At 75.0% G+C, this 12,289-nt stretch carries 11 protein-coding genes; 8 read left to right on the top strand and 3 right to left on the bottom strand.

Going from position 1 to position 12,289, the window contains the following annotated elements; genetic code table 11:
- Positions 1-10 precede the first annotated feature (10 nt).
- Together ACGF5G_RS28020 and ACGF5G_RS28025 are read right to left on the bottom strand one after the other, a co-directional pair.
- Positions 11-1,741, bottom strand: a complete 1,731-nt coding sequence (locus ACGF5G_RS28020) for an ABC transporter ATP-binding protein (RefSeq protein WP_393268098.1) — start codon at positions 1,739-1,741, stop codon at positions 11-13.
- Positions 1,738-3,426, bottom strand: coding sequence for an ABC transporter ATP-binding protein (locus ACGF5G_RS28025; RefSeq protein WP_393268281.1), 1,689 nt, complete (start codon positions 3,424-3,426; stop codon positions 1,738-1,740). Before ACGF5G_RS28025 ends, ACGF5G_RS28020 begins: the two co-directional genes overlap by 4 nt.
- A 175-nt stretch (positions 3,427-3,601) precedes the next feature.
- Here ACGF5G_RS28025 and ACGF5G_RS28030 point away from each other — a divergent pair, with 175 nt between their 5' ends.
- From ACGF5G_RS28030 to ACGF5G_RS28040, 3 genes are all read left to right on the top strand, one after another.
- Complete coding sequence (locus ACGF5G_RS28030; protein WP_393268284.1) at positions 3,602-4,072, top strand: hypothetical protein; 471 nt, start codon at positions 3,602-3,604, stop codon at positions 4,070-4,072.
- A 75-nt stretch (positions 4,073-4,147) separates the two neighbouring features.
- A complete protein-coding gene (locus ACGF5G_RS28035; protein ID WP_393268100.1) occupies positions 4,148-5,368 on the top strand; it encodes an MFS transporter in 1,221 nt (406 codons plus the stop codon).
- A gap of 60 nt (positions 5,369-5,428) precedes the next feature.
- Positions 5,429-7,102, top strand: coding sequence for a bifunctional 3'-5' exonuclease/DNA polymerase (locus tag ACGF5G_RS28040; RefSeq protein ID WP_393268102.1), 1,674 nt, complete (start codon positions 5,429-5,431; stop codon positions 7,100-7,102).
- A 13-nt stretch (positions 7,103-7,115) separates the two neighbouring features.
- Here ACGF5G_RS28040 and ACGF5G_RS28045 read toward each other — a convergent pair whose 3' ends face one another.
- On the bottom strand, positions 7,116-7,529 hold the full coding sequence (locus ACGF5G_RS28045) for a winged helix-turn-helix transcriptional regulator (RefSeq protein WP_393268104.1): 414 nt from the start codon (positions 7,527-7,529) through the stop codon (positions 7,116-7,118).
- Between the two features lie 82 nt (positions 7,530-7,611).
- Between ACGF5G_RS28045 and ACGF5G_RS28050 the strand changes: the two genes are divergently transcribed.
- The 5 genes from ACGF5G_RS28050 to ACGF5G_RS28070 all read left to right on the top strand — a co-directional run bounded on the left by ACGF5G_RS28050 (position 7,612) and on the right by ACGF5G_RS28070 (position 12,283).
- Positions 7,612-8,424, top strand: coding sequence for an NAD(P)H-binding protein (locus ACGF5G_RS28050; RefSeq protein ID WP_393268107.1), 813 nt, complete (start codon positions 7,612-7,614; stop codon positions 8,422-8,424).
- Positions 8,425-8,619: 195 nt separating this feature from the next.
- Positions 8,620-9,213 (top strand): NTP transferase domain-containing protein, encoded by a 594-nt coding sequence (locus tag ACGF5G_RS28055; protein ID WP_393268287.1) that lies wholly within the window; start codon positions 8,620-8,622, stop codon positions 9,211-9,213.
- A 55-nt stretch (positions 9,214-9,268) separates the two neighbouring features.
- Positions 9,269-10,444: a zinc-dependent alcohol dehydrogenase gene (locus ACGF5G_RS28060; protein WP_393268109.1), complete on the top strand. Its 1,176-nt coding sequence runs from the start codon at positions 9,269-9,271 to the stop codon at positions 10,442-10,444.
- Between the two features lie 211 nt (positions 10,445-10,655).
- Positions 10,656-11,210: a hypothetical protein gene (locus ACGF5G_RS28065; protein WP_393268111.1), complete on the top strand. Its 555-nt coding sequence runs from the start codon at positions 10,656-10,658 to the stop codon at positions 11,208-11,210.
- An 11-nt stretch (positions 11,211-11,221) separates the two neighbouring features.
- The gene (locus ACGF5G_RS28070) at positions 11,222-12,283 is read left to right on the top strand and encodes a phosphotransferase (protein WP_393268113.1); all 1,062 of its coding nucleotides are present in this window, start codon (positions 11,222-11,224) and stop codon (positions 12,281-12,283) included.
- The last annotated feature ends 6 nt before the right edge of the window (positions 12,284-12,289 follow it).

The following is a 12,289-nucleotide window of genomic DNA, read 5'->3' on the forward strand; positions in this document are numbered from 1 at the left end:
GGGGCCGACGTCAGGGGTGCCAGGAGCGCCAGAGGGCGGCGTACGGGCCGCCGGCGCGGATCAGCTCGTCGTGGCTGCCGAGCTCGGTGATCCGGCCGCCCTCCAGCACCGCCACCCGGTCGGCGTCGTGCGCGGTGTTGAGCCGGTGCGCGATGGCGATCACGGTCCGCCCGGTGAGCAGGGCGGCCAGGGCCTGCTCGGTACGCCGTGCCGTGGTCGGGTCGAGGGCGGCGGTCGCCTCGTCGAGGATCAGCGTGTGCGGGTCGGCGAGCACCAGCCGGGCCAGCGCGAGCTGCTGGGCCTCGGCCGCGCCGAGCGGGTGCGCGCCGTCGCCGAGGCGGGTGTCGAGGCCGTCGGGCAGCCGGGTGCACCAGTCGGCGCCGACGGTGGCCAGCACCGCGCGCATCCGCTCGTCGGTGGCTTCCGGGGCGGCGAAGGCGAGGTTGTCGCGCAGCGTACCGATGAAGACGTGGTGCTCCTGGGTGACCAGTGCGATGCGTCGCCGCCGCTCGGCCGGGTCCAGGTCGGTGACCGGGCAGCCGCCGACGGTGACCTGCCCTTCCCGGGGCGGGTCGATGCCGGCGAGCAGCCGGGCCAGGGTGGACTTTCCGGCCCCCGACGGCCCGACGATCGCCAGCCGCTCGCCGGGGCGCACCGCCAGGTCGATGCCGTGCAGCACGTCGGGTCCGTCCGCGTACCCGAATCGGGCGCCGCGCACGACCAGCCGTTCGTCGGCCGGCGCGGCGGCCCGGCCGGGCGACTCCGGTGGCACCTCCCCGACGCCGAGCACCCGGGCGAACGAGGCGAAGCCGCGTTGCGCCTGCTCCGTCCACTGCAGGATCCGGTCCAGCGGGTCGATCGCCTGTTGCAGGTAGAGCGCCGCGGCGACCACCGCGCCGAGCGACACATCGCCCCGGGCGAGCAGGAAGCCACCGGCCAGCAGCACCGCCGCGACGGGCAGCGGGTAGCTGGCCTCGATCGTGGGGAAGAAGACGGAGCGCAGCGCGAGGGTGGCCCGCCGGGCCGACCACACCCGGGCGATGCGCGCGTCGCCGTGCCCGACCCGCTCGTCGGCGAGGCGGAACGCCTCGACCGTACGGGCGCCCTCGGCGGTGCTGGTCAGCGTCTCGGTCAGCTCGGCGGCGGCCGCCCCCTCGGCCAGGTAGGCGGGGCTGGCCCGCCGCAGGTACCAGCGGGTCACCCCCACGATCGTCGGCAGCCCGGCCAGCGCGGCCACCCCGAGCACCGGGTGCAGCAGGAAGACCGCCCCGAACAGCAGCGTCAGCTGCACCGAGGCGATGACGATGGTGGGCACCACGTCCCGGACCGTGATGCCGACGGTGGCCACGTCGACCGAGCTGCGGGTGGCCAGCTCCCCGGACCCGGCCCGTTCGACGACGGCGACGGGGAGGTTCAGCGTCCGGTCGACGAACTCCTCGCGCAGCCGGGCCACGGCCCGCTCGCCGAAGCGGTGGCCGGCGTACTGCGCGAAGCGCGACAGCAGCGTCTGCACCAGCACGCAGGCCACGATCGCCAGGGCGAGCCGGTCGACGGTGCCGACGCCCGTCCCGCCGGAGACCCGGTCGACGACGGCGCCGAGCAGCCACGGCGGGGCGAGCCCCGCGACCGTGGCCGCGACGTGCAGCGCCAGCACGGCTGCGACGGCACGCCGGTCCCGGCTGATCAGCTCCCGCGTCGCCCGGCGTACGGCGGCCCGCTCGGCCACCGGCAGCCCGTTCACCGCGGCACCCGCTCGGCGTCGGCGTCATCGCGCGCCACCAGCCGCCGGTAGCCCGGGTCCGCCGCCAGCAGGTCGGCGTGCCCGCCGGCGCCGACGACCCGCCCCGCGTCCAGGTGCGCGACCCGGTCGGCCCGCGCGAGCAGCAGCGGCGAGGTGGTGAACACGACGGTGGTACGGCCGGCCCGGGCCTCCCGCAGCCGCGCGGCGATGCGCGCCTCGGTGTGCGCGTCCACCGCCGAGGTCGGCTCGACGAGGATCAGCACCTCCGGGTCGGCGAGCAGGGCCCGGGCCAGCCGCACCCGTTGCCGCTGCCCGCCGGAGAGGGAACGGGCCCGGGTGTCCAGCGGGGTGTCGAGCCCGTACGGCAGCGCGTCGACCACGTCCTCGGCCGACGCGGCGTGCAGAGCGCCGCCGATCCGCTCGTCGTCGGCGTCCGGGTGGGCCCCGCGCAGCGTCTCCCGCAGCGTCCCGGCGAACAGGTGCGCGTCGTGGTCGGCGAGCAGGATGCGGGCCCGCACCTCGTCGAGTCCGACGCCGGTCAGCGGTGCCCCGCCCCAGGTCACGTCGCCGACGACGTACCGGCCGAGCCGGTCGGCCAGCGCGACGGCGTCGGCCGGGTCGGTGGCGGCGACCGCGGTGAACCGGCCGGCGGGCACGATCAACCCGCTCGCCGGGTCGTGCAGGTCGGCGGGGCCGTCCGGGGTTGCGGCTCGCGTCGGCCGCCGGGCGTCGGGAACCGCTGCCGCGCCGGGGGAGGACGGCAGGGGGCGCGGGCCGCCGACACCGTCCGGCGTCACGGCGAGCAGGGCGATGATCCGACGGGCGGCGACCCGGCCCCGGATCAGCAGGTGGCTGCCCTCGAGCAGGAACCAGACCGGCACGATGAGCGTGGCGACGTAGCCGTAGACGGCGACCAGCTCCCCGACGCTGATCTCGCCGGTCACTGCCATCCGGGCCGCCAGCCACACCACCGCGGCGAGGAACAGCCCGGGGACGGCGACCGTGGCCGCGTCGATCCAGCTGTTCACCGCCCCCACCCGGTAGCCCTCGGCGAGCAGGTCCCGGGACCGGGCGGCGTACCGGCGGGCGAACAGGCCCCGGCCGCCCACCCCGGCGAGCACCCGCAGCCCGGCCACGATGTCGCCGGAGCGGGCGGTCAGCTCGCCCTGCTGCTGCCGGTAGGCCGACTCCACCCGCTCCAGGCGGCGCAGCAGGGGCGCGACGACCAGGCCGACCGCCGGCACGCCCACCAGCACGCAGAGCGCGAGCAGGGGCGAGATCGACCAGAGCACGACGGCGACGACCACGTACGCGACCACCGCGCCGACGCCGGGTCCGGTGATCGTCAGCACCTGCGCGACCCGGTCGACGTCGGTGCCGCCGACCGTGGCCACCTCGCCCGCCGCGCTGCGGCGGGGCAGCACCGCGCCGACCCGGGACAGGTGGCGCAGCACCACGGCGGACGACCGGGCCTTCGCGTCCTCCCGGATGAAGGTCATCGTGCGGTGCCGCATGATGCCCAGGTAGGCCAGCGCCACGCCGGCGACGACGATCGCCGCCACCCACAGGGTCAGGGCCCGGGTGTCGCCGGGACGCAGCCCGTCGTCCACGGCCCGGGAGATCAGGTAGGGCCGGACCGACAGCCCGGTCATCCAGGCCGTGCCGAGCAGGCCGCCGCGCAGCACCCGCCACGGCTGGCAGCGGGTCAGCCACCACAGGTACCGCAGCGGCCCCCTGGTGTCCGGAATTCCGGGGTCGGGATGGGGGATCCGTGGCGGCACCCGCCCACGCTACCGAGCCGGCTGTCGCCGCATCGACCCGTTTCCACCGTCGACGTAGCGTTGACGTGTGATACCGGAGATGGGTCAGTTGGCCGAGATCCGAGCTGCCCGTTGCCGACTCGACGAGCAAGAGTTGGAGCTCATCGAACGCGCTCGCTACCAGGGTGCGACATGGGCGCAGATCGCTGCCGCGCTGGGACTCGGTAGTCGGCAGGCTGCGGAGCAGCGTCGCCAACGTCTGGCGGCAGCCCGGTGGTCCCGGCGGCAGAACCTCGATCTTCACTATTCGCCGCGGATCGCGGCGTTGCGGACCGCGATAGCGGATCTTCATCGCTGGATCGATGTGGACCGAGGTTGGGATACCCGGTTCCGGCGGGCGGCGCTCATACGAAGTACGGCAGAGGCCGCGCTCGATGCCGCTCCGGGCTCGCTCTACGCGCTGGCATCGCATGTCGCCGCCGACCTCGCCGAGGCGGGGTGCCAACGGTTGCCGAGGCCCGTTCGAGCGGTCGCCGCGAGCCTGGAGGCGGGGCTGTCAACGAAAGCTTGACAGCCGCCAGCGGCATTGCCTCGCTGAGGCTCAAGTCATGAGGATGAGTCACCTCGGCTCAACCTTGGAGGCCTCATGCGCCGCAATGCTGGACTGTTCGTGGCGATATCGCTGCTGTCGGGCTTCGGTGGCAGCGTCATGTCCCTGGTAGCCGGGATCTGGCTCCTCGACCTCACCGGTTCCAGCAGCCTCGCGGCCCTCGCCGGGCTGTGCGTGTATGCCCCGGTACTTGCTGGCCCGTGGCTGGGAGGTCTCTTCGACCGGGCGCCGGCGCGACCACTGATCATCGCAGTCAACCTCACGTTGGCCGCCGTCCTGCTGAGTCTGTTCGCGGTGCGGGGACCCGGCGAAACCTGGCTGATCTTCGCCGTCCTGTGCGCCTACGGGCTCGGCCACGTGGTGATTGACGCGGGCGAGACCGCGCTGCTGCCGTCATCGCTGTCACCTGCGGAACTCGGCCATGTCAACGGCTGGCGTTCGAGTGCTCAGGAAGGCATGAAGCTCGTGGCTCCACTGGCCGGCGCGGGCCTCTACGCATGGCACGGTGGTCACGTGGTGGCCGTCCTCAGCGCGGCCGTGCCCGTCCTGGTCGCCATCCTGTACGCGAGAGTGCGACTGACCCGTACGCCAGCCGACCGTCCGCAGCAGCGGCAGCGCGGCCTCCGCGCAGGGCTCGCCATCCTGTTCGGGCAACCGGTGGTGCGCGTCACCGTCGCACTCGCCGCAGTGTCCATTGCCATGTCCGGCTTCACGACCGCGGCCGTCTACGCGATCGTCATCGGGGTGCTTGGCCTGCCGCCTGCGTTCCTCGGCGTGCTGGCCGGTGCCCAGGGCGCCGGGTCCATCCTCGGCGGACTGATCGTCGGCCCACTCGTCGCCCGTCGGGGCCCGGTTGCTATCGGCATCGCCGGCACGGTGCTGTTCGCAGCCGGCTGCCTGGCACGCTGCCTGCCCTGGTGGCCGGTCACGGTTGCCGCCTCGGTGGTCGCCGGCATCGGCCTGCCCTGGACCCTGGTCGCAGCGGTGACCGCAGTGCAGACGCACACACCGACGGCGTTGCTCGGGCGAGTCGCCGCGACGGCCAACACCGTGATGTTCGGGCCGATCGCTCTGGCGATCCCGCTCGGCTCCGCGTCTGTTCACCTCGGCAGCCGCCCGTCACTCATCGCAGCTGCCGGGATCTGCCTGACTTCTGTCGTAGCCACCTTCTACCGCTCACCGATGCGGCGGAGCGTAACCGCGTCCACCAACGGCTTCGGCAGCCAACCCCGCCCAACTGTGCGGTCACAACGGTAGACGTTGTGGCGGTGGGGTGGGTCGCGGGGAGTGTCGTAGGAACGAGGCAGAATCGCGTTCGTGCTGGTGGCGGTGGTGTCGGATGAGCGGGGCGGGGGAGCCCTGCAACCCCTCGACGCTGCCGGGGCTCCTGTCGGCCCGGTCGAGCCGGCGGCCGACCTGGCCGCCGCGGTGGCCGCACGCGAGCGGGCCACCCACCCGCGCTGGGTGTGGGCGTCCGGCGCCACGGTCTACCCTGCGCTGCTGCGCGCCGGGGTGCGGGTGGAGCGCTGCCACGACGTGGAGCTGACCGAGGCCCTGCTGCTCGGGCACGCCGGCCGCTGGGGCGAGCCCCGCGCGCTCGCCGCGGCGTGGGCGCGGCTCACCGGGGCGCCGGTGCCGGCCGACCCGCCGCCGCGCCCGGCCGCGCCGCCGGGCCACGGCCAGGGCGCGCTCTTCGACGCCCTGCCCGGCCCGCCGGGCCCGGGCATCGAGGCGCTGACCCGGGTGTACGCCGATCAGCTCGCCCGGATCGCCGCGACCGAGCACCCCGGCCGGTTCCGGCTGCTGGTCGCCGCCGAGTCGGCCGGCGCGCTGATCGCCGTGGAGATGGGTGCGGCCGGGCTGCCCTGGCGGGCCGAGGTGCACGACGAGATCCTCGCCGAGCTGCTCGGCGAGCCGTCCCCGGTCGGCGGCCCGCCCCGCCGGCTGGCCGAGCTGGCCGCCCGGATCGCCGACGCGTTCGGCGTACGCCAACTGCACGCCGACTCCCCGGCGGAGCTGTTGCGGGCGTTCGCCCGGGCGGGCGTGGAGCTGCCCAACACCCGCGCCTGGGTGCTGCGCGGGGTGGACCACCCCGCGGTGCCGCTGGTCCTGGAATACAAGGAGCTGTACCGAATCTGGACGGCACACGGCTGGGCCTGGCGCGACGCCTGGGTGCGCGACGGGCGGTTCCAGCCGGAGTACGTCCCGGGCGGGGTGGTCTCCGGCCGGTGGGCCACCCGGGGCGGGGGCGCGTTGCAGATCCCCAAGGTGATCCGGCGGGCGGTGGTCGCCGACCCGGGCTGGCGGTTCGTGGTCGCCGACGCGGGCCAGTTGGAGCCGAGGGTGCTGGCCGCGGTCTCGGGCGACGCCCGGCTCGCGGCGGCCGGCGGCGCCGGCGACCTCTACGCCGCCCTCGCCCAGGACGCCTTCGCCGGTGACCGGGCCCGCGCCAAGGTGGCCCTGCTCGGGGCCATGTACGGGCAGACCGGCGGGTCGGCGGTGCCGGCGCTGGCGGTGCTGCGGCGCAACTACCCGACCGCCTTCGGCTACGTCGAGGCGGCCGCCCGCACCGGCGAGGCCGGCGGGCTCGTGCGTTCCTGGCTGGGGCGCACCTGCCCGCCCGGCACGGCGGGGTTCGGCGACGGCGAGGAGGCCGACCCCGACGGCGGCGGCGACCCGCAGTCGCCGCGTGCCCGGGCGGCCCGGTCCCGGGGGCGGTTCACCCGCAACTTCGTCATCCAGGCCACCGCCGCCGAGTGGGCCTCGACCCTGCTGGCGACGCTGCGCGGCGGGCTCGCCGGCACCCGTGCCGAGCTGGTCTTCTTCCAGCACGACGAGGTGATCGTGCACTGCCCGGCGGAGCAGGCCGGCGCGGTCGCCGAGGCGGTCACCCGCGCCGGCGACCGGGCCGGCGCCCTGCTCTTCGGCGACACCCCGGTCCGCTTCCCGCTGGATCTGTCCGTCGTCGACTGCTACGCGGACGCGGCGTGACGGGGCCCGCCGGTCAGGAGACGGCTGATCCGGGGTTGGCGGCGTCCCACGTCCGACGGGACTCGGCGATCGCGTCCTTGTGCGCCAGCGACCAGTCGGCCAGCTGCCGGACGAGGTGGGTCAGGCTCCGGCCGCGCGCGGTCAGCTCGTAGGTCACGGTCACCGGGACGGTCGGGTACGCGGTGCGCAGCACCAGGCCGTCGCGTTCCAGGCGGCGCAGGGTCAGGGTGAGCATCCGTTGCGAGATGCCGTGGATGCCCCGCTGTAGCTCCCGGAACCGACGGACGCCGGAGGAGAGTTCGACGATCGCGAGCACCGACCACTTGTCGCCGATGCGGTCGAGCACGTCGCGGATTCCGCAGTCCGGGTGCTCGGGCAACCCGCACGGTGCCAGCGCGTCGGTTACCGCCGTGTGCCCTGCCGACATGGAAGTGCCTCCTTGTGCCCGGTTCCGTGGTTCCCGACGATGAGGTTAGTTCCGATTCGGTACCACGCGGAAGGCTCATCTCATGTTGCTGGTCACCGGTGCCTCCGGGCACCTGGGCTCCCTCATCCACGCCGGTCTGGCCGAGCGGGGCCTGGCCCCGCTCGCCGGCACCCGTACCCCCGGCCGCTTCGCCGACGCTGGGCGGCACGTGGACTTCGACGACCCGGCGGGGCCGGACCTCACGGGCGTACGTGTCCTGGTGCTGGTCTCCGCCGGCTACGGCGAGGACGACGTGGTCATCGCCCGCCACGAGCGGGTTATCGCGGCGGCGGAGCGGCACGGGGTGGACCACGTGGTCTACACGAGCCTGGTCGGGGCCGGCGACCACCTGGCGTTCGCGCTGGCGCACCGGTGGACGGAGCGCCGCCTGCGGGAGAGCCGGCTGGGCTGGACGATCCTGCGCAACGGGCTCTACGCGGAGCTGTTCGGCCAGTTGGCCGCCCCCGTCGGCGGCGTGGTGACCGCCCCGTTCGGCGCGGGCGCGTTGGCGGCGGTGGCCCGGCAGGACCTGGCCGACGCGGCCGTCCGGGTGGCCGCCGACCCCGCCGCGCACCGCCACCGCACGTACGAGCTGACGGGGCCCGTCGCGCTCACGGCGGCCGGTCTCGCCGCCGCGCTGGTGGTGCCCTACCGTCCGGTGTCGCTGGGCGAGCGTCGTGCCGCGCTGGCGGGCCCGGGCCTGCTGCCCTTCCAGCCGGCGATGCTCATGTCGATCTACTCTGCCACGGCGGGCGGGTTCCTCGCCGAGACCCACGGCGACCTTGCCCGCCTGCTCCCGCGTCCACCCCGTGACCCGATGCCGGTCGCGGTCGCCGCCGCGAGGGCGTCGTCCTGATCGGCCGGACAGTCCGTGGCGGGCGATCCGGCGGGGTTGCCGGTTGGTAACAGTTGCACTATTTTCCCCTTTCGCCCCGCTACCCGGCTCGCCGTCTCCTCGTTGCTCCCGATGTCCGTACGACGGAGCGGGCCGTGCCCTCGCGTCACGGTCCGCTCCATGGTGGAGGGGGCCCAGCTGAACCGGATCGCAGGAATGATCATCGCCGCGGGCGGGGGACGCCGCATCGGTGGCCCGGAGGCCCTGCTGCACCAGGGAGAGAAGCCGCTGGTGGACCAGATGATCGACACGATGACCGAGGCGGGCTGCGAGCAGATCGTGGTCGTGCTGGGCGCGGCGGCCGACCAGGTCCGCGAGACGGCCGACCTGAGTCGGGCCACGGTGGTGATCAACCGGGCGTGGGGCACCGGCGTCGGCTCGTCCATCCGGGCCGGCCTGGCCGCGCTCGACGACGAGGGGATCGAGGCGGTCGTGGTCGTGCCGGTCGACATGCCCGGCCTCACCGCCGCCGCCGTCCGCCGGGTGATCGCGCTGCCGTACCCCGACGTGCTGGTCTGCGCCACGTACGCCGGGCTGCGCGGCTACCCGATGCTGTTCGGGCGCCGGCACTGGTCCGGCATCGCGACCCTGGCCAGCGCGGACGTCGGCGCCCGGCCCTACCTGCTGGCCCACAAGGACCAGATCGTCGACATCTCCTGCGACTCGGTCGCCGACGGCAGCCGGGTCGACACCCCGGAGCTGATGGCGCTCTACGGGCTGACGGTCCCGCCCCAGCGGGTCGGCGTCTAGATGCCCCGCCCACGACGTCGGTGACGGTGTCTGGTCAGCGCCGGAAGGGGCGACCGTGAAGGCGTTGGTGTGGCAGGGCGCCGACGAGCTCGCCGTGGTGCGGGTGCCGGATCCGCAGTTGCGCAACGAGCAGGACATGATCGTCCGGGTACGGAAGACGGCCACCTGCGGCTCGGACCTGCACCTGCTGGACGGCTACATCCCGTTCATGGAGCGGGGTGACGTGCTGGGCCACGAGTTCCTCGGCGAGGTGGTCGAGGTCGGCCCGCAGGTGCGCGAGCACAGGGTGGGCGACCGCGTGGTGGTCTGCTCCTTCGTCGCCTGCGGGCGCTGCTGGTACTGCCGGCAACAGCAGTTCTCGCTGTGTGACAACGGGAACACCAACCCGGCCGTCACCGAGGGCGGGTGGGGCTTCGCGCCGGGCGGGTGCTACGGCTACTCGCACGCCCTGGGCGGTTTCGCGGGCAGTCACGCCGAGTACGTCCGCGTCCCCTACGCCGACCACGGGGCCTTCACCGTCCCGGACGGCGTCAGCGACGAGCGGGCCGTGTTCGCCTCCGACGCCGCCCCGACGGGTTGGATGGGCGCCGATCTCGGTGGCGTCAAGGCCGGCGACGTGGTCGCCGTCTGGGGCGCCGGCGCGGTCGGGCAGTTGGCGGCCCGCGCAGCCGTCCTGCTCGGCGCGGAGCGCGTCGTCGTGATCGACCGGATGGAGTACCGGTTGCGGATGGCGCGGGACCACCTGGGGGTGGAGACGCTCAACCACCAGACCCAGGATGTCGGCGGTGAACTGCGGGAACGCAGCGGCGGACGCGGACCCGACGTGTGCATCGAGGCCGTCGGCACGCAGGCCCGCAGCAGCGGCCCGCAGTTCCTGTTCGACCAGGTCAAGCAGCAGCTTCGCCTCGAATCGGAGCGTCCCGTCGCCGCCCGCGAGGCGATCCACCACTGCCGCAAGGGCGGAAGCGTGTTCCTCCTCGGCGGCTACGCCGGCCCGGTCGACAAGTTCCCGCTCGGGGCCGTGACGAACAAGGGTCTCACCCTGCGCGGCGCCCAGCAGCACGGACAGCGCTACATTCCGATGCTGCTGGAGCGCATGGCCCGCGGCGAGCTCGTCACCGAACACCTCGCGACCCACACCATGCCGCTCGCCGACGCCCCGCAGGGCTACCACCTGTTCAGGAACAGGCTCGACGGCTGCGTACGGGTCGTCTTCGAGCCGGCAGGGTGACTGCGACACCCGAAGCGGGCCGGCGCACCGCCGCCCACCCGGGCGCCAGGCGTGACATCGCTCCTGCCCGTCGGCGACGTGCCCCGCGTCAGGTGGGGCCGCGACGCGGGGACGCACGACGGGCGGTCCTTCCGATACCGTCGGCGGGGCGCGGCGCGGCGCCGCTCGCCGACGCGGGCCGGGGGAGCCCGCCGGCATCGGGGGAGGTTCCATGATCGGCACGGTGGCCCGGTACGTCGCCGGGGCGGTGGCCGCCTGGCTGGTGTTCGTCGTCGAGGCGGTGGTCTGCTACCTGGCGCTGTTCGCGTACGCGCTGGTCACGGGTGCCCCCCTGGGCAGTCCGTTGGCCGGGCCGTTCTGGGTGCTGGTCGCCGCCCTGCTGGGCGCCGCGCTCGTGCCGCTGGCGGTGGCGCCGGCCGTCGTGATCGCCGACGCCGCCGCGAGCCGCCACGGGCCGGTGGCCCGCACGCTGGCGGCCTGCGCCGTCGCCGTGGTGATCGTCGGGCTGTACGTCGGCGGCGTCGCGGCGGTCACGGAGACGGCCGTCACCGACGCGGTGCTGGCCTGGCCGCTCACGACGGCGGCGCTGCTCTGCCCCGTCGTGGCCTACGCCGCCGTCGTGCACGGCTCGCCGGCGGCGACCCGGCTCCTGCCCCGCTGGCGCCGCACCGATCCCTCCGACACCGTGGCCGCCCAGCAGTCGCCCGCCGGCTCCGAGGGCCCGGTGCCGGCGGCCCCCCGGGCCGACCACGCCGACCGGCCCTGACGGTGACCGGCGTGCCGGACCGTCCACCGGCCGACCTCGTCCCTGCCGGCGTGCCGGCCGAGCAGCTCACCCACAACACGCTCAACGGGGTGACCGGCGGCATCTGGCGCACCCGCCGGGACGGACAGGCGGCCGTGCTGAAGCTGGTCACCCCGCCCGGCCGCCCGGGCCCCGCGCACTGGGCCGGCAGCGACGAGCCGGGGCACTGGAACTACTGGCGACGCGAGGTCGAGGCGTACCGCAGCGGCCTGGCCACCGCCGTGTACGCCGACGCGGGGCTGGCCGCGCCGACGCCGCTGGCGGTCGACGACCGGCCGGACGGCTCGGTGGCGCTGTGGCTGGCCGAGGCGACCGGCCGGCCGGGCATCGCCTGCACGCCCGCCGACCTCGGCGAGGTTGCCGCCCGGCTCGGCGCCGGACACGCCCGCTGGCTGGGCGATCCCGAGGCGCGGGAGCTGCTGCCGGGCGGCCGGGCGTCGTTCTGGCTGGCGCGTGACTGGCTGCGCGACTACACGCTCACCCGGCCGGTGGCCGCCCCGGTGCCGTGGGAGCACCCGGTCGCCGTCGCCGCCTGGCCGCGCCCCCTGCGCGACGCCCTGCGCACGCTGTGGGAGCGGCGGCACGAGGTGCTGGCGGCCACCGACCCGATGCCCCGCACGCTCTGCCACCACGACTGCTGGCCCATAAACCTGGTGTTCGGCGACGACGGCCCGGTGCTGCTGGACTGGTCGGGCGTCGGGCCGGGGCCGCTCGGCGAGGACGCGGCGAACCTGGTGCTCGACACCTTCCTCGACGGGCTGGTCGACGTCGCCCTGCTCGACGAGGTGGCCGCCACGGTGGTCGACCGCTACGTCGAGGGGCTGCGCGGCGCCGTCGCACCGGCCGTGGTCGTCCGGGCCGTCCGGCTCACCGGGGCGGCCAAGTACTTCTGGCTGGCGCCGATGATGCTCGGCCGGCTCGGCCGGACCGCGATCAGCGGGACCTACGACGCGCGTGACGAGGCGGAGATGATGGCCGGCCGCCGGCCGGTGCTGGAGTTGCTGGTGCGCTGGGCCGCCGAGGCGCTGTCCTGACGGGTC

The organism is Micromonospora sp. NPDC047730 (genome assembly GCF_043204765.1).
GTDB lineage: Bacteria > Actinomycetota > Actinomycetes > Mycobacteriales > Micromonosporaceae > Micromonospora.

What these genes read in the sequence shown, in the direction of transcription:
- ACGF5G_RS28030 (WP_393268284.1), top strand. Translation starts at nt 3,602, where the DNA reads ATGGGTCAGTTGGCCGAGATCCGAGCTGCCCGTTGCCGACTCGACGAG.
- ACGF5G_RS28035 (WP_393268100.1), top strand. Translation starts at nt 4,148, where the DNA reads ATGCGCCGCAATGCTGGACTGTTCGTGGCGATATCGCTGCTGTCGGGC.
- ACGF5G_RS28045 (WP_393268104.1), bottom strand. Translation starts at nt 7,529, where the DNA reads ATGTCGGCAGGGCACACGGCGGTAACCGACGCGCTGGCACCGTGCGGG.
- ACGF5G_RS28050 (WP_393268107.1), top strand. Translation starts at nt 7,612, where the DNA reads ATGTTGCTGGTCACCGGTGCCTCCGGGCACCTGGGCTCCCTCATCCAC.
- ACGF5G_RS28055 (WP_393268287.1), top strand. Translation starts at nt 8,620, where the DNA reads ATGATCATCGCCGCGGGCGGGGGACGCCGCATCGGTGGCCCGGAGGCC.
- ACGF5G_RS28065 (WP_393268111.1), top strand. Translation starts at nt 10,656, where the DNA reads ATGATCGGCACGGTGGCCCGGTACGTCGCCGGGGCGGTGGCCGCCTGG.